Origin of the sequence: Ralstonia sp. 1138 (assembly GCF_040544795.1) — a bacterium.
Classification (GTDB): domain Bacteria; phylum Pseudomonadota; class Gammaproteobacteria; order Burkholderiales; family Burkholderiaceae; genus Ralstonia; species Ralstonia flatus.
This window is the reverse complement of the sequence record NZ_JBEPKQ010000001.1, coordinates 1172832-1189222: the sequence shown is the minus strand read 5'-3', so window position 1 is coordinate 1189222 and position 16391 is coordinate 1172832. Positions and strand designations below refer to the sequence as shown.

The 16391-nt window shown below is 63.8% G+C and carries 18 protein-coding genes; 12 read left to right on the top strand and 6 right to left on the bottom strand.

The window, feature by feature from the left end; translation table 11 throughout:
- The first annotated feature begins 239 nt into the window (after positions 1-239).
- The 5 genes from ABIC76_RS05180 to ABIC76_RS05160 all read left to right on the top strand — a co-directional run bounded on the left by ABIC76_RS05180 (position 240) and on the right by ABIC76_RS05160 (position 6501).
- Complete coding sequence (locus ABIC76_RS05180; RefSeq protein ID WP_027679690.1) at positions 240-1595, top strand: carbohydrate porin; 1356 nt, start codon at positions 240-242, stop codon at positions 1593-1595.
- 31 nt (positions 1596-1626) lie between these two features.
- Positions 1627-2637 carry a D-xylose ABC transporter substrate-binding protein gene (gene xylF, locus ABIC76_RS05175; RefSeq protein WP_102065594.1) on the top strand — a complete coding sequence of 337 codons (1011 nt, stop codon included), beginning with the start codon at positions 1627-1629 and terminating at the stop codon, positions 2635-2637.
- A gap of 42 nt (positions 2638-2679) precedes the next feature.
- Positions 2680-4227: a xylose ABC transporter ATP-binding protein gene (locus ABIC76_RS05170; RefSeq protein ID WP_354533192.1), complete on the top strand. Its 1548-nt coding sequence runs from the start codon at positions 2680-2682 to the stop codon at positions 4225-4227.
- Positions 4228-4233: 6 nt separating this feature from the next.
- The gene (locus tag ABIC76_RS05165; protein WP_102065595.1) at positions 4234-5436 is read left to right on the top strand and encodes a sugar ABC transporter permease; all 1203 of its coding nucleotides are present in this window, start codon (positions 4234-4236) and stop codon (positions 5434-5436) included.
- Between the two features lie 138 nt (positions 5437-5574).
- Positions 5575-6501 (top strand): NAD-dependent epimerase/dehydratase family protein, encoded by a 927-nt coding sequence (locus tag ABIC76_RS05160; RefSeq protein ID WP_354533191.1) that lies wholly within the window; start codon positions 5575-5577, stop codon positions 6499-6501.
- Between the two features lie 56 nt (positions 6502-6557).
- Here the strand turns inward: ABIC76_RS05160 and ABIC76_RS05155 are convergent, their stop codons facing one another.
- From ABIC76_RS05155 to ABIC76_RS05145, 3 genes are all read right to left on the bottom strand, one after another.
- Positions 6558-7799, bottom strand: coding sequence for a GumC domain-containing protein (locus ABIC76_RS05155; RefSeq protein WP_354533190.1), 1242 nt, complete (start codon positions 7797-7799; stop codon positions 6558-6560).
- Positions 7800-8233: 434 nt separating this feature from the next.
- Positions 8234-9274, bottom strand: coding sequence for a LacI family DNA-binding transcriptional regulator (locus tag ABIC76_RS05150; RefSeq protein ID WP_354533189.1), 1041 nt, complete (start codon positions 9272-9274; stop codon positions 8234-8236).
- A 113-nt stretch (positions 9275-9387) separates the two neighbouring features.
- Positions 9388-10281 carry a DMT family transporter gene (locus tag ABIC76_RS05145; protein WP_354533188.1) on the bottom strand — a complete coding sequence of 298 codons (894 nt, stop codon included), beginning with the start codon at positions 10279-10281 and terminating at the stop codon, positions 9388-9390.
- Positions 10282-10379: 98 nt separating this feature from the next.
- Here ABIC76_RS05145 and ABIC76_RS05140 point away from each other — a divergent pair, with 98 nt between their 5' ends.
- Positions 10380-11219 carry an AraC family transcriptional regulator gene (locus ABIC76_RS05140; protein ID WP_354533187.1) on the top strand — a complete coding sequence of 280 codons (840 nt, stop codon included), beginning with the start codon at positions 10380-10382 and terminating at the stop codon, positions 11217-11219.
- Here the strand turns inward: ABIC76_RS05140 and ABIC76_RS05135 are convergent.
- Positions 11204-11902, bottom strand: a complete 699-nt coding sequence (locus ABIC76_RS05135; protein WP_354533186.1) for an SDR family oxidoreductase — start codon at positions 11900-11902, stop codon at positions 11204-11206. The genes ABIC76_RS05140 and ABIC76_RS05135 overlap by 16 nt on opposite strands.
- 66 nt (positions 11903-11968) lie before the next feature.
- A complete protein-coding gene (locus ABIC76_RS05130; protein WP_354533549.1) occupies positions 11969-12394 on the bottom strand; it encodes a MarR family winged helix-turn-helix transcriptional regulator in 426 nt (141 codons plus the stop codon).
- A 214-nt stretch (positions 12395-12608) separates the two neighbouring features.
- On the opposite strand from ABIC76_RS05130, the gene ABIC76_RS05125 reads away from it, so the two are divergent.
- Both ABIC76_RS05125 and ABIC76_RS05120 read left to right on the top strand, forming a co-directional pair.
- Positions 12609-13142: a hypothetical protein gene (locus ABIC76_RS05125; protein ID WP_428984909.1), complete on the top strand. Its 534-nt coding sequence runs from the start codon at positions 12609-12611 to the stop codon at positions 13140-13142.
- Positions 13139-13648, top strand: coding sequence for a hypothetical protein (locus ABIC76_RS05120; protein WP_257878128.1), 510 nt, complete (start codon positions 13139-13141; stop codon positions 13646-13648). Before ABIC76_RS05125 ends, ABIC76_RS05120 begins: the two co-directional genes overlap by 4 nt.
- Positions 13649-13661: 13 nt before the next feature.
- Here ABIC76_RS05120 and ABIC76_RS05115 read toward each other — a convergent pair whose 3' ends face one another.
- Positions 13662-14237, bottom strand: coding sequence for a TetR/AcrR family transcriptional regulator (locus ABIC76_RS05115; protein WP_354533185.1), 576 nt, complete (start codon positions 14235-14237; stop codon positions 13662-13664).
- 91 nt (positions 14238-14328) lie between these two features.
- Here ABIC76_RS05115 and ABIC76_RS05110 point away from each other — a divergent pair, with 91 nt between their 5' ends.
- From ABIC76_RS05110 to ABIC76_RS05095, 4 genes are all read left to right on the top strand, one after another.
- Positions 14329-15063 (top strand): SDR family oxidoreductase, encoded by a 735-nt coding sequence (locus ABIC76_RS05110; protein ID WP_354533184.1) that lies wholly within the window; start codon positions 14329-14331, stop codon positions 15061-15063.
- Between the two features lie 56 nt (positions 15064-15119).
- Entirely contained in the window at positions 15120-15707 is a 588-nt protein-coding gene (locus ABIC76_RS05105; RefSeq protein ID WP_354533183.1) for a 2-hydroxychromene-2-carboxylate isomerase, read from the top strand.
- 135 nt (positions 15708-15842) lie between these two features.
- Entirely contained in the window at positions 15843-16127 is a 285-nt protein-coding gene (locus ABIC76_RS05100) for a hypothetical protein (RefSeq protein ID WP_354533182.1), read from the top strand.
- The gene (locus ABIC76_RS05095) at positions 16124-16390 is read left to right on the top strand and encodes a hypothetical protein (protein ID WP_102065605.1); all 267 of its coding nucleotides are present in this window, start codon (positions 16124-16126) and stop codon (positions 16388-16390) included. Before ABIC76_RS05100 ends, ABIC76_RS05095 begins: the two co-directional genes overlap by 4 nt.
- Position 16391 lies beyond the last annotated feature (1 nt).

The following is a 16391-nucleotide window of genomic DNA, read 5'->3' as shown; positions in this document are numbered from 1 at the left end:
CATGCAACGCGGCGCCCGTGGCGACGCTTGCGCCCGATGTAAAAATTTCCGCATCGCAACATCCGTCCGGCAACCGTTTCAACGCGTTGCGGATAGGTCTCGAACTAGGGCAAACCCCGAGATTGACAGCGCTGTCAATTGTGGCCATTCTTGCGTCCGTCGGCACGCCACACGATTCCGAAGAGAACGCTGACACCGCTGTCATGCATGGCAGTCGGTCCAATATCAGGAGACAGTCCATGGAGCTTGAAGCCGCACGTCCGGCCGCACGTCGTCAATCCCGCAACACGCGCTTTGGTCAACGCGTCGGCGCGTCGGCCATTGCAGCCGCCGTACTCGCGCTGGGCGCAGGCAGTGCCCACGCGTATGACATCACCACCAGCCCGTATCTGACCGGCGACTGGGGTGGCTTGCGCACCCGTCTGGCCGAACAGGGCGTGACCTTCAACCTCGGTTACGGCAGCGAAGTTGCGCACAACTTCAGCGGCGGTACCGAACATCTCACGCGCTACACCGATCAATGGGTCATCGGTACGGCGCTGGATCTGCAGAAACTTGTCGGCTGGCAGGGCGCCACGTTCCAGGCCACCGTCACCGATCGCAACGGCCGCAACCTCGGCAGCGACGCGAACATCGGCAACAACATGCTGATCCAGGAAGTCTATGGCCGCGGCCAGACCTGGCACCTGACGCAGTTCTGGCTGAACCAGAAGCTGCTCAACGACCGCCTGGAAATCAAGGCAGGCCGCGTGACGGTGGGTGAAGACTTCTTCTCGTTCTCGTGCGATTTCCAGAACCTGACGTTCTGCGGCTCGCAGCCGGGCAACCTGGTGGGCGGCTACTGGGTGAACTGGCCGACCAGCCAGTGGGGCGCACGCGCCAAGGTGCACACCTCGGCCGAAACCTATGCGCAGATCGGCGTGTACCAGGTCAACCCGAACTACGTGGATGACGGCTGGGCCCGCCGCAACGGCTGGAAGCTGAACAACCCCGGCGGCACCACCGGCGCGCTGATTCCGCTGGAATTCGGCTGGATGCCCACCATCGAGGGCCGCCCGGGCACGTACCGCGCAGGCGTCTGGTACAACACCTCGAACGGCAAAGACCTGTACGAAGACGTGAACGGCAACGCCCGCGGCATCACCGGCCTGGACGCCAAGCAGCGCAACGGCCAGTACGGCGTCTACCTGAACCTGCAGCAGCAGATCACGGGTGCGCCCGACGGACGCGGCGCCACGGTGTTCCTGAACTTCTCGCAGGCCGATCGCAACACGGCGCAGACCGATCACCAGATCTCGGTGGGCGTGCAGTACAAGGGACCGTTCGATCGCCTGTCCGACACCGTCGGCTTTGCCGTGGGTGCCACGCACAATAACGGCCGCTATGCCGACTTTGTCCGTCAGACGAATGCCCGCACCGGCGCCAATACCGTGGTGGGTGACGGCTACGAATACGTGAGCGAGCTGTATTACAGCTGGTCGCCGGTGAAGTCTGTGTACTTCCGTCCTAATCTGCAGTACATCCTTCATCCGGGCGGCACTTCGCAAAACAAGAATGCCTTCGTCGTCGGCCTGAAGACCGGCGTCACGTTCTAAGAACGCACTTGCGCACACTAGGAGACCTTTCATGATTTCCCGCGTACTGAATACCCTCGCCGCTGCGGCGGTCCTGACCTTCGCCGCCACCGCGGCCCATGCCAGCAAGGAAGCGCCGGTCATCGGCTTCTCGATCGACGACCTGCGCGTGGAGCGCTGGACGCACGACCGCGATTACTTCGTCGAATCGGCCAAGAAGCTGGGCGCGACCGTCAACGTGCAGTCGGCCAACGCCAACGAAGCCAAGCAGATCGCCCAGATCGAAAACCTGATCGCCCAGAACGTCGACGTGCTCGTGATCGTGCCCTTCAACTCCAAGGTGCTGGGCAACGCCATTGCCAGCGCCAAGAAGAAAGGCATCAAGGTGGTGTCGTATGACCGCCTGATCCTGAACGCCGACATCGACGGCTACGTGACCTTCGACAACGTGAAGGTGGGCGAGCTGCAGGCGCAGGGCGTGGTCAAGCTCGCACCGAAGGGCAATTACTTCCTGCTGGGCGGCGCCGCGACCGACAACAACGCACGCCTGCTGCGCGAAGGCCAGATGAAGGTGCTCAAGCCGTACGTCGACAAGGGCGACATCAAGATCGTCGGTGAGCAGTGGACGCCGGAGTGGGACCCCTCCAAGGCGCAGAACATTGTCGAGAACGCGCTGACCGCGAACAACAACAACATCCAGGGCATCGTGGCCTCCAACGACGGCACGGCCGGCGGCGCGATCCAGGCGCTGGCACGCCAGAAGCTGGCGGGCAAGGTGCCGGTGTCGGGCCAGGACGCCGACTTGGCCGCCGTGAAGCGCGTGGCCGAAGGCACGCAGGCCATGACGGTGTACAAGCCGATCAAGCAGATCGCCGCCACCGCCGCCGAGATGGCCGTCGACCTCGTGAAGGGCACGGCGCCGAAGTTCAACACCAAGCTGAACAACGGCAAGAAGGATGTCGACACCGTGCTGCTGACCCCGACGCTGCTGACCAAGGACAACCTGGACAGCACCGTCGTCAAGGATGGCTTCTATACGCATCAGCAGATCTTCGGCAAGTAAGCCGCCGATGCAGTGGTTAGTCGTAGTCAGTAGGAGAACGCCATGAGCAGTAACGGCACCCTGTTCGAGATGCGCAACATCGTGAAGTCGTTCTCCGGTGTGCGCGCGCTCGACGGCGTCAGCCTGGCAGTGAAGCCGGGCGAGTGCGTCGGTTTGTGCGGGGAGAACGGCGCCGGGAAATCGACCCTCATGAAGGTGCTGTCGGGGGTCTATCCCTACGGCACCTTCGAAGGCGAGATCCTGTGGGACGGTGAGCCGCTGCGCGCGCATTCCGTGCGCGACAGCGAGCGCGCCGGCATCGTCATCATCCATCAGGAACTGATGCTGGTGCAGCAGCTCTCCGTCACGGAGAACATCTTCCTCGGCAACGAGATCACCAAGCCGGGGGGCCGCATGGACTACGACGCCATGCACGCCAAGGCGGAAGAACTCCTCGCCCGCCTGCGCCTGACCGACGTGAACGTGGCCGCGCCCGTGATGAACTACGGCAGCGGCCACCAGCAGCTTTTCGAGATTGCCAAGGCGCTCGCCAAGAACGCGCGCCTGCTGATCCTGGACGAGCCGACCTCGTCGCTGTCCGCCAAGGAAATCGAGGTGCTGCTGTCCATCATCGACGACCTCAAGCGCAGCGGCGTGGCGTGCGTGTACATCTCGCACAAGCTCGATGAAGTCAAGCGCGTGTGCGACACCGTCACCGTCATCCGCGACGGCAAGCACATCGGCACGCGCCCCGCCGCCGACATGACCATCGACAACATCATCACGATGATGGTCGGACGCGAAATGACGTCGCTGTTCCCGAAGGTGGAACACACGGTGGGCGAAGTGGTGATGGAAGCCCGCAACGTCACTTGCTGGGATGTCACCAACCCCAACCGCAAGCGCACCGACGGCGTGAGTTTTGCCGTGCGTCGCGGCGAGATTCTCGGCGTGGCGGGCCTCGTCGGCGCGGGGCGCACGGAAATGGTGTCTGCGCTGTTCTGCGCATACCCCGGCCGCTCCAGCGCCGAGATCCTCATGGAGGGCAAGCCCGTCAAGGTCGGCTCACCGGCGGATGCAATCGCCGCCGGCATCTGCCTCGTACCCGAAGACCGCAAGCGTCACGGCATCGTCCCGCTGATGGCCGTGGGCGAGAACATCACGCTCGCCACGCTGGCGCAATACGCGCGTGGCTTGCGCGTCGACAAGGGCGCCGAACTCACCACCGTCGACCGCGAAATCAAACGCCTGCGCATCAAGACCGCCAGCCCGGCGCTGGCGATTGCCAGTCTCTCCGGCGGCAACCAGCAGAAGGCCGTGGTCACGAAGATGGTGCTGGCGATGCCGAAGGTGCTGATCCTCGACGAACCGACGCGGGGCGTCGACGTCGGCTCCAAGTACGACATCTACAAGATGATTGCGGACCTGGCCGCCAGCGGCGTCGCCATCATCATGGTCTCGTCCGAGATGCCGGAAATCCTGGGCATGAGCGATCGTGTCCTGGTCATGGGCGAAGGCCAGCTGCGCGGCGACTTCGTCAACCAAGGCCTCACCCAGGAGCGCATCCTGGCTGCTGCAATCAACGCTGAACCCGGCCGCCAAGCGGCTTGAATTGCCATGTCCAATATCCTGCAATCCCAACTCGCCCGTCAGAACGGTGGCAGTGGCGGCCCGCGCCTGGACGGCCGCGCCATCCAGCAATTGTTCGTGCGCTACAAGGTGCTTGCGCTCCTGCTGGCCGTGGCGCTCATCTGGGTCTTCTTCTACTTCCAGACCAACGGCACTTTCCTCAAGCCGAACAGCATTTCCAACCTGTTTCTGCAGATGTCGGTGACGGGCATGCTGGCCTGCGGCATGGTGTTCGTCATCATCGCGGGGGAAATCGATCTTTCCGTCGGCTCGCTGCTTGGCTTGCTGGGCGGGTTGGTCGCCATCCTCACCGTCAACCTGGGCTGGAACACGTGGTTGGCCGTGGGGACGGTGCTCGTTGCAGGCGCGGCCATTGGCGTGGTCAACGGTTTCATCACGACCAAGCTGCGCGTGCCGTCGTTCATCGTCGGCCTGGGCGGCATGCTGGCGTTCCGCGGCCTGCTGCAGTGGAGCACCGACAGCGTGACCATCGCCCCGGTGCCCGATGACCTCGGCAACCTCGCGCAGAGCTTCGTGCCGGCATGGCTGGCGTGGTCGCTGGCGGCTGTGATCGTGGCGGGTTCGATTGTGCTGACCGTGCGCCGCCGTCGGGAGCGCGCACGCCTGTCGCTCTCGCTCACGCCGATGTGGGCCGACGGGCTGAAGCTCCTGGCCATCGCTGCCGCCTCGTTCGGCTTTGTCGCAGTACTCAACCAGGCCAGCGGCGTGCCGCTGCCGGTGCTGATCCTGCTCGTGCTGCTGGCCATCTTCTCGTACGTCGCGACACAAACGGTCTTCGGCCGTCACGTCTATGCGGTGGGCGGCAACATGGAGGCCACACGCCTGTCCGGCGTGAACGTCGGCCGCGTCAAGCTGCTGGTGTTCGTGCTGATGGGCCTGATGTGCGCCTTCGCGGGCATCATCACCACCGCGCGTTCGGCCGCGGGATCGCCCTCCGCCGGTGTGGGCGGCGAACTGGATGCCATCTCCGCCTGCTTCATCGGCGGCACGTCGATGCGCGGCGGCTCGGGCACCGTGTACGGCGCACTGATCGGCGCGCTCGTCATGGCCAGCCTCGACAACGGCATGCAGCAGATGAACGTCGACGCCTCATGGCAGATGATCGTCAAGGGCGTGGTGCTGGTTGTCGCGGTGCTGATCGACGTGCTGTCGGGCTCCAATCGGGGCTGACGGCGACTCGCTCCACATCACTCCAGGGCCCATCCGGCCCCCCCCTCCCTGATCCGGAACGACACGGCGGCGCGCGACGTTGCAGCGCCGGCCGCCGACCGTCCTTTTTTCTCCTCATCCCGAACGGAATTCGACATCGTGGCTGACTACCAAACCCCTGCTCGCGTTCTTGTGACCGGCGTGGCCGGCAACCTGGGCCGCAAGGTCGTCGAGGCCCTGGCCTCCGCCCCGTGGTGCACGTCCATCATCGGCGTCGACTGGGTTGCCCAGAACGTCGAGTTTTCGCCGCAAGCGGCCGAACGTTTTCAATGGGTCAAGGCCGACCTCACGCAAGCCGATGGCGCATGGACGGAGCTGCTCGGCAACGTCGATGCGGTCATCCACCTGGCCGCCATCCACTCCACGCCGGACGCAACGTGGGAACAGGCGCTGGCCTCGTACGGCATGACGCTCAACGTGCTGCAGGCCGCGGCCACGCACGGTGTGCGCCGCTTCGTGTTTGCCTCGTCCAACCACGCGATGGGCGCATACAAGGACCAACCCCTGGCCGGCACCATCGGCCCCGGCAAACTCACCGCAGAGTTGGCCCCTGCTCCAGGCACGCGCTGGAATAACGGCACGGAAGACGTCTACTCACTGGCCTACGGAACATCCAAGGCCATGGGCGAACGTCTGTGCAACGCTGTAGGCGCCGTCTCAAAGGCCAATGGCGGCAAGCTGTCGATCGTGTCGCTGCGCATCGGCTGGGCCCTGCCCGACGAGAACGACCCCAACGACATCAACTATTCCGGCACCGCCGACACGCCTGTGCCGACCGAGTTGCCCGACGAAGCCAGCCGCGTCGCACTGCGCTGGTTCCGCAACATGTGGCTATCGAATGGGGATCTGCGCCGACTTTTCCTGTGCTCTGTCACAGCCGACCCGGCGCGCTGGCCGGCACCGGCTATCGTCGTGAACGGCGTGTCGAACAACCGTGGAATGGATTGGGGTCTGGAGACCGGGCGTGAGCTGCTGGGGTATGAGCCGCAGGATGATTTGTATGCGTTGATCAACGTAACGCAATAGCGCTCCATGCAAAAGGCCCGGCAATCAGCCGGGCCTTTGCGTGGGGCGCAGGAAAATCAAGCGATGCGAACCGGCCGCAAACTGTCTTCTTCTGATCCAACGCCTTCATCCAGGGCAGCGTTACCCTGAACGCCGCTGGATGTCCGAACCTTGTCAACCAACAGCACAATCAGGCTCGCGAGCAGGACACCGCCGATCAGCGAAAGCAGCGCCAGAGCAAGCGAACTCAGCCCCGAACGGTATTCCGGCAACGTTGGGCCCGAAACAAAGCGCGCCTCTGAGATGTGCTTGTTGCGCATCTGCTCGGCAATCACCATGAACTGGTTATAGATCTCGCGCGTCTTGTCGTCTTTGAGGTCTTTGCCAGCAAACACGGCCTGGGCCGTCTTCACGAACTCGGCCAGCAACGCGCTCCCGGTCTTAGCCTGTCGGGTGCCTTGGTCAATGCGTTCGTAGAATTCGCTACGCAGCGCATTCTGCTCTGCGTCGCGTTCCAGCAACGTGAGTTGCGATTTCAGGTCAGCAATTTCGGTCTCGATGCCAACGAGCTGTGCCATTGGAGACAGATAACGCGACGCACTGTTGTCGCTGCCGGTCGACAGCAATTGGCGCGCTTCCATCTTCGATGCTTCGGGGTACTTGCCTGCGATCAGACGGGCCGCTTCGAGCCGGCTCGAGGCCTGGGCCAAAGCCAACCTCTTCTGGATAATCAGGTTGTCGATCTGTTGCCTCTTCGCCTTGGCTTCCCCCGCTTTGGTGTAGATCGTATCCATCAGATCTTCGCTCAGCATGGTGTCCTTGATGTAGTCGCCCATCAGTTGAACACGCGCCTGCGCGTTCTCCGCCACTCGATCCTTGAACGTGATCGAGAACCCTAGAATGCCAACAGCGTCGAGGACCCCTTTCGCGTCGGTCACGTAACGCAGATCATCTTTCGACAACGGGAGAACCGCCTGTAGATGTGCCTGGACAAATCCTTCGCTTAGATTGCCGAGCAAATACTGACCGTTTGCATCGTCGAGTTTCTTGTTTTCTTCGAGATAGCGGCGCAGCGTGTCGCGATCCCAGAACGCTGCCTTCTGCACGTTGTATTCCGCAAATTTACGCGGTGCACGCATGAACCCTTCGCTGGAATACTGACGGCCCATCCAAAATGAGAGCGCAAAAATCAATGCGGAAAATATGGCCGCAAGCAAAATGATCTGCCGCCGTAGCTTCCAGCAGCGCGCAACGAAGGCTTGCAAATCAAAATCAAATAGCTCGCCACCATCATACGCCGCCGGATTAATGTTCTTCATTACCTCTCCCGTCCTAAAAATTGCCGATCACTTGCATATAAGTGCATCATAGATCACTTAATGCGCCTTCCGATTGATTACGCTGGGCGCTATGGGTCGGATGCCTATCGCTGCTTACTATGAAGCAGCAAAAATTATTACCGCTTAGTGAACCGGGCAAACTCAAATGTGAAATAGGTGAAACTAAACCCCATTTGACACCCAACATCAGATGATTGCCCAGTCAACATAGCGATTTTCGACAGTTCCGCGTCAAACTTCAAGCGCCGCGAGAGTACGGACGGGCAAAATCCGGGCGCCTTACGATAATGGCTCGAACCTTCGGCCACCACCCTTCAGAGTGTGGGTTGACTAGTGGGGAATGTGGAGAAACAAGGGATGTGCATACCCAAGCACAAGATGCCATGCCTTCTTCAACGGAAGAGGGCCCCGCCTTAAAGCGCCGGCGCGCAGGTCGATTCCCGAATCACCAGCTCATACTGCAAATTCTCGTGCACCGAATGCGGCTTCAGCCCCGGCAGGTGCGGGCGATGAATTGCGATGAGTTGTTCCACAGCCGCATGCGCCATCGCCTGGATCGGCTGGCGCACGGTGGTGAGCGCCGGCCAGAGCTGGCGTGAGAGCGGCGTGTCGTCGTAGCCGCAAATGGAGAGTTCTTCCGGCACCTTGATGCCGCGTGCCTGGGCCACCCGGAGCACGCCGGCGGCCATGTCGTCGTTGCCGGCAAAGATGGCGGTCGGGCGCGGCTCGCAAGACAGCAGCCGCTCAGCGCAGGCGACGCCCGATTCGAACGAGTGCTCGCCCTGCTCGACCAGCCGTTCGTCGACTTCGATGCCGGCCTGCGCCATCGCATCGCGATAGCCGAATACGCGCTGATACGCCGCGCCGTGGGCGGGGTCGCACACCACGAAACCGATGCGACGGTGGCCGAGCCCGATGAGGTGCAGCGTCATGTCGCGCGCGGCGGCGCGGTCTTCGGTGTTGACGGACAACCCCTTGTGCTCGCGATCGGCAGGGGCCAGGCGCACGTAGTCGATACCGGCTTCATCCAGCGCCGTGATCAGCGACGGCACGTCCGACACCGGCGGCGTCAGGATGATGCCGGCCAGGGCACGCTGGCGCGCACTCTGGATGATCTGGTCGGCGAGGTTCGGATCGCGGTAGTTGCACGGCGTGAGCAGCAGGCTGTAATCGAGCGCCTGGCAGGCTTCGAGCGCGCCGTGCTGGATGTTGACGATGTAGTTGTCGGAGGGGTTGTCGTAGACCAGCGCGATGATGTCGGCGCGCTTGCTGGCCAGTCGCCGCGCAGCCGGGTTGGGCCGGTAGTCGAGCGTCTGCATCGCCTCGACCACCTTCGCACGCGTCTTCTCGCTGATGTTCGGCTCGTGGTTCAGCACGCGGGAGACGGTCTTGATGGACACGCCCGCATGCGCGGCAACATCATCGACAGTGACGGCTCCGGCGTTGCGCTTCATGGTCTGGCGATGGTCTGGCGAATGTGGTTCTGAAACACGGAACGGGCGCCATCATGCGCCCGCCAACGTGTTCGATTTTACCGCCAACCCCCACGCGGCGCGGCCGAAAAAAACTAACGGGCGCTCAATCCCGAACGGCCCATCGGCAGCCGGACGATGCCTTGCGCCAGGCTCACGCCCAGCAGGACGAGGCCGCCGCCGATCCAGTGATAGCCGTGCACCGTTTCGCCCAGCATCACCGCAGCCATGCCGGCCGTGAAGACGGGCATCAGGTTCATCAACACCGCCGTGCGTTCGCTGCCGATGCGCTTGAGCCCCTGCATCCACAGATACGACGCGACGATGGACGAGGCAATACCCGCAAACACCACCAGCCCGATGCCCTTGGCGGGCACGGCCAGGCTGTGCGCCGTCATGGCCACCGGCACGAGCATGACGACGGCCATGAGCACCTGGACGTACAGGTTGATCCACTGCCCGAACGGCAGCGCCCAACGGCGATAGAGGATGTTGTAGAGCGCGTAGGCCGTGGCGCCGGCAAGCACGAGTACGTCGCCATGGTTGATGCCGCCGTCGAACAGGTTGGCCGGCTCGCCGCGCCCCAGCAGATACAGCACGCCCAGGAGCGACACCACCACGCCGGTCACGGCCTGCGCCCCGACCGGCTGACGAAATACCACCACGTTCAGGGTCAGCCCCAGCATCGGGATCAGGGCGCCGATCACGCCCATGTTGGTCGCGCTCGTGCTGTGCGCGGCGTAATACGCCAGGCACTGGTACATCACCATGCCCAGCAGCGCGAGCACCGCAAAGGGACGCCACCGGGCCAACACGGCACGACGCTGGCGCCATAGCGGCCGCGCGCAAAACGGCGTGAGCACGGCGGCCGCCAGCAACCACCGGTAGAACGAAATGGCCGCCGGGTCCACAACGCCGGCCGCGGCTTTCGACACGATCGTGTTGGCGGCCCAGATCAGCACCGCCAGCAAGGGATACAGCACAGGCACAGCGGCCTCCTCGAGCACTGGAAGACCGCAGTGTAGTCATGTCCGGTTCAAAGCATATACTGCAAACCAGACAACCTCACCCCTCGAACGCGACAACCGTGGCCGACACCCCGTACACCGCCTACCGCGAAGCCGATCTGCGCGTGCCGAAGGGCGCTCCGTTCTACTTTCGCTACGACCATTTCGAGCCCGAAACCGATATCGAGCCGCACACGCACCCGTGGGGCCAGATCAATCGAATCAGCCTCGGTTTGATGGAGGTGGTGGTCGATGGCCGCCGTCTGACGGCGCCTGCCGAATACGTGATCTGGGTGCCGGCCAACCGGCCGCATTCGGCATCGATCCGGCAGGCGACGGATTTCCTTTCGGTTTACATGGCCGAGCCACTCGCGCAGCGGCTGCCGCCCGTGGCCTGCCTGATTCCGCAAACGCCGCTGGTGCGTGCGCTGTTCGAAGACTTCGCCACGCGCCGCGTCACCGCCATGGCTGACGAGTGGGACTTGCGCCAGTTCGAATTGCTGGTCGAAACGTTGGTGCGTGCGGGCCACGCCGACAGCTACCTGCCCGACAGCACCGACCGCCAGTTGGAGCCCATCCTGCAAGCCATCCGCCTGGACCCGGCCGACACCACCACGCTGCAGCAATGGGCGGAGCGCGTGCACAGCACCGAACGAACCCTTGCGCGCCGCTTCCAGACCGAACTCGGCATGAGCTTCGTGCAATGGCGCAACCGCGTGCGCCTGCTGCGGGCGCTGGTGTGGCTCAAGGAAGATCGATCGGTGCAGGACATTGCGCTCGCGCTCGGCTACGGAGCACCGTCGGCGTTCATTGCGATGTTCCGCAAGCAGGTCGGGTTCTCGCCCGAACGCTATCGACGGCAGATGTGCGGCGAGACCGAACGCCCCGCCATGCACGTCACCAATCAGGCCGCGAGGTAAGCGGGCGCTGCGCTCGAAAGCGATTGCTTCACGTTGCGGCCAACGTCATCGACGAGCACCTCGTCGCGGCCGTCCGCGAGTGCGCGCAGCACTTCCGCAACGACCTGCTCGGGGGTCGACTTCGGTGCAGTCACGCCCGCTGTCATGTCGGTATCGATGTAGGCCGGGTGCACACCGACCACGCGCGTCCCCTGGCTGCGCAGCTCGTGCCGCAAGCCATTGGTGAGCGCCCAGGCCGCGGCTTTCGATGCGCTGTAGGCCCCACTGCCCGGCAGCGCCACCCAGCTCAGTACCGACAGCACATTGACAACGACGCCGCCGCCGTTGCGCTTGAGCACCGGCGCAAACGCCTGCGTGACAGCCAGCAGGCCCCACACGTTCACGTCGAAGATCTTGTGGATCGCGCCGATGTCGCCGGAGGCAAGCAAGGACGCCGGCTGCATGATGCCTGCGTTATTGATGACCACATCCACGTCCGTCAGCGCTGCTGCTGCGGCGGCGATCGACTCCGCGTCGGTTACGTCGAGGCGCACGGCCTCTACGCCAGGCTGCGTGACGGACTGCGGGTCGCGGGCACCCGCGTAGACCTTGGCCGCACCGGCGGCCAGCAGCGCCTGCGTGAACTGCCTTCCCAAGCCACGATTGGCGCCCGTCACAAGAATGGTCTTGCCTCTGATATCCATGTCGATCTCCATGTGTGCATATGCACAGTTTTACTGCAAAAAAATGCGCCGTTGCCCGGCGCGGGTTCAAGCCATGGTGAGGGCAAACAGCGCTTCGCGAAGCGCGCTGGCCCGCTCAGCCCCGAATTTGTCGTCAATCTCCTGCTGCGCCGCCCGCCAATGCGTCTCGGCGGCTTTGAGCAGCGCCAGCCCCCGCGGCGTCAAATGCAACGCCGTCGCACGTCCTGTGGATGCGGCCTTCTGGACGAGCAAGCCATCGCGCTGCATCGGTTGCAGTGCGCGCACGAGGGTGGTTCGATCCATCACCAAGGCTTCGGCCACCGACGCCATCGTCGGTTCAGCGGCGGCCGTGGCAATTGCGACGAGCACCGAAAACTGCGACGACGTGAGTCCGACCTCGCCCAGATGGCGGTCGTAAAGCTGCGTGACATAACGCGCCGCCTGACGGACGGCGAGCGCGGTGCACTTGGGGGTTTCAGGCAACTGCGACATGCGCTGCAGTTTATCAGTGCATATGCACATGTCAAGCGATTCCATATCGCACGATATCGGTTCAAACCAGCAGAAGGCTGTGTGCGTCGCTGACAAGCAGCTGAATGCGAGCGCGGCACAACTCAAAACAATTGTGAGAAACCGCGCCGCATCGCCGTTTGCGGGCCGCTGTGTCCTTTAGAATTCGCTCTGTTGCAGATTTGGAAGTCCACACATGCGCACACCACGGTTCGCATCTGCCCGGATGCTGGGCAGCGCGCTCGCCCTGAGCACGTTGGCACTCAGCGGCTGCAGTTCGCTGATGTCGGAAGGCACCACCACCGCGGCCGGTATCGGCGGTGCAGCCCTCGCCGCCAAGGTGACCGACAATGCGGCCGTGGCCACCGGCATCGGCCTGGGCGTACAAGCCGGCGCACGGGCCGCATTGCAACACAGCCAGCGCGTGGTCCACACCGAAACCCAAGACCACATCGCGCAGATCGCCGGGGCGCTGGCCGACAACACCGTCGGCAACTGGCAGATCAAGCACCGCATTCCCCTGGAGCCCGATGAACACGGTCGTGTCGTGGTCACGCGTTCGATCAACGGGCCGCTCGTCAACTGCAAGGAAATCCTCTTCACCGTGGACGGCGTTGAAGACGGTGCGGCGAAGGTCGACTTCTTCGTCGCGTCGATCTGCCATGACGGCAAGCAATGGAAGTGGGCGACGGCGGAACCCGCCACGGCGCGATGGGGATCGCTGCAATGAGCCGCGGGCGCTGGCTTGTCGCAGCGTGTGCGGGCATGGTGGGTGGCTTGATGGCAGGCTGCTCGTCGGTCGGGCCGTTGACCGGCGCCGCAGCGGGCGTGGCCACCGGCACCGTCACGGGCAACCCTGCGGTGGCCTATGGCGTGGCGGTATCGGTCAACGCCGCGACCGATGCATCCATCAAATATGCGACGCGCAAATGGGCCGCCAGCGAGCAGGATGCCCTCGCCATGGCCGTCGGGCGGTTGAGTGACAGCACGCCTTCGCTCAACTGGTCGCTCGAACGCATGATGGGTTTCACCAAGGCGCACGGCCAGGTCGTACTCGTGCGCACGTTCACGACACCGCTGGCCACGTGCCGCGAAGCGGTGCTCACCGTTCAGGAAGCGCTCGCGCCCAAGAACGCGCCGGGGGCCGGCTACACGATTTACGCGTGTCAGAACGGCAGCACATGGCAATGGGCCAACGCCGAGCCCGCCGTGCCGCGCTGGGGCAACCTGCAGTAGCGTCGATCGTCCGTCAGGACTTGGCGGCAAGGCGCGTCACGGCGTCCTGCAGAAACCGCTTGCTCGCCTCCACGATCATGCGCTGCATGGCCTCGTCAGGCATGGCCCGCGCGATATGGATGGCACCCACCAGCTGCGCAATCATCGCCCACGCAGCATCGTCGTCCCCCAGACGCTGCGCGAGGATCGCGTGCCCCTTGCGCATCTCTTCCTGATACAGCGCGCGGACTGACGCGTCGGCGCGGGCGATCTCCGCGGCAAGGCCGGGCACGGCGCAGCCGGCCTCGGGATGCTTGACGTGGGCGAGGCACAGGTAGCGGTCCAGTTCGAAGCGCAGCCAATCTTCAGCGGTGTCATGGGGATTGCCGGCCCACATCTCCCGGCTGGAGGCCAGTTCGGCCTCGATCAACGCCTTGAGCCAATCCGACTTGGAGCCGAAGTGGCTGTAGAACGCGCCGCTGGTCATGCCAGCCGCCTGCGCGAGCGCGTCGACGCCGGTCGCGGCAAAGCCGTTCTCCTTGACCTTGCGGCCGGTGGCCTTCAGGAGCGCCTTGCGCTTTTCTTCCTTGTGACCGGGCTGGTATCGCATGTTTTCCCCTGCACGTTCCCGCTTGACACTATGCAACCAGTAGCATAATTTTGTTTTCCGTAACGATCGTTATTTTATAAACGAGGTGGACATGGAGACAAGCAACAACAAGGCGGCGCTCGTCATCGGCGCCGGAGACGCCACGGGCGGCGCCATCGCCAGACGCTTTGCGCGCGAGGGCTACATCGCCTGCGTCACGCGCCGCTCGGCTGACAAGCTCCAGCCGCTGGTCGAGGCGATCCGCGCGGAAGGCGGGCAGGCGCAGGGCTTCGCATCCGACGCGCGCAAGGAAGACGACGTCATCAAGCTCGTCGACGACATCGAACGCGACGTCGGGCCCATCGAAGTGATGGTCTTCAACATTGGCGCCAACGTACCGAGCAGCATCCTGGAAGAGACCGCGCGCAAGTACTTCAAGATCTGGGAGATGGCGTGTTTCTCGGGTTTCCTGGCGGGGCGCGAAGTGGCCAGGCGCATGGTCACGCGCGGGCGCGGCACGATCCTTTTCACGGGTGCGACGGCCGGCATGCGCGGCGCGGCCAACTTTGCGGCGTTTGCGGGCGCCAAGCATGCGTTGCGCGCGCTGGCCCAGAGCATGGCGCGCGAGCTGGGCCCGAAGGGGATACACGTGGCGCATGTGGTGGTCGACGGCGCCATCGACACCGCGTTCATCCGCGACAACTTTCCGGAGCGCTACGCGCTGAAAGACCAGGACGGCATCCTCAACCCCGAGCACATCGCCGAAAACTACTGGTATCTGCACACGCAGCCGCGCGACGCGTGGACGCATGAACTCGACCTGCGGCCCTGGATCGAGCGTTGGTAGGCACCCGCTCCAACCCAGCGCAACATCACAACATCACAACACCAGGAGACACACACATGAAGCAGGTCGAATTCTTCTTCGATGTCGGCAGCCCTTACAGCTACCTGGCCTATCACCAGTTGCCGAAGATCGCGCAGGCCACGGGCGCGGAGATCGTCTGGCGTCCGATGCTGCTGGGCGGCGTATTTCAGGCCACAGGCAACAGCAGCCCGGCGACGATTCCCGCCAAGGGCCACTACTCCAATGTGGATCTGGAGCGCTGGGCGAAACACTTTGGTGTGCCGATCCAGCAGAACCCGCACTTTCCGATCAACACGCTGCAATTGATGCGCGGTGCGGTCGGCATGCAACTGCGCAGCGACGCGGAATTCCACCGCTACCTCGCCGCCATCTTCAGCGCGATGTTCGAGCATCCGCGCAATCTTGGCGATCTGCAGGAGCTGGCTGCGGTGCTGGAAGCGGCAGGCATCTCCCCGGCGCTGATGCTGGAGCTTATGCGGGACGACCGCATCAAGCAGGCTCTGCGCAAAACGACCGAGGAAGCGGTGGCGCGCGGCGTGTTTGGCGCGCCCACGTTCTTTGTCGGCGACGAGATGTTCTGGGGGCAGGATCGCCTGCACTTCGTCGAGGCAGCGCTGTCCTGACAATCTGGCGTGCGGCGATGAGGGCCGCCGCATGCACCTCCCATCTCCCCTTCGCTTACGAGGTCATGCTGCCTCGTCTTGTATTTTTAATACGAATCATTATCATTTGTGTTCTTAGTTAAATTGAGCACTGCCATGCACGGTATTGCCCTCCTGCTCGGGCTGCTTGCAGCGGGCTGCCTGTATGCGGCCGCGCCCAACCAAGTGTTGCTCGCACCGGCCTCGCGCCTGCGCGGGCGCTTGCTGTGCGGCATCGCCGGTGTGCTCTCGGTCATCGCCGTGGTGCTGTGGAACGATGTGCTCGGCTGGGCAGGGGCGGTTATCGCCGTGGCGCTGGTGGTCACGGGGGCCTTGTCGCTGTGGCCCATGTTCGGCGCGTGGACGCATCAACGGCGCGCAAGCAGCGAGACGCCGTCATGAGCGGCATGGGCACCAAGTGGCTGGCCGGTGCCGTGCTGGGCCTGCCGCTGTCGATTGCGCTGTGCACGCTGGCGATCCTGTGGCTGCCGGGGGGCTGGGAAAGCGGCGTCATCGGGGCACTGCTCGTCTGCCTGCCGCTGTGGGCGGTGATCATCAGCGTGAGCGTGTTGTTTCCGACCAGCGCCCGTGCGTGGGGCGTGCTCGCGGCCGCCAATGCCGTGTCATTCGGCGTGCTGTGGCTGCCGCGCCTGATGGTGGCCTGAC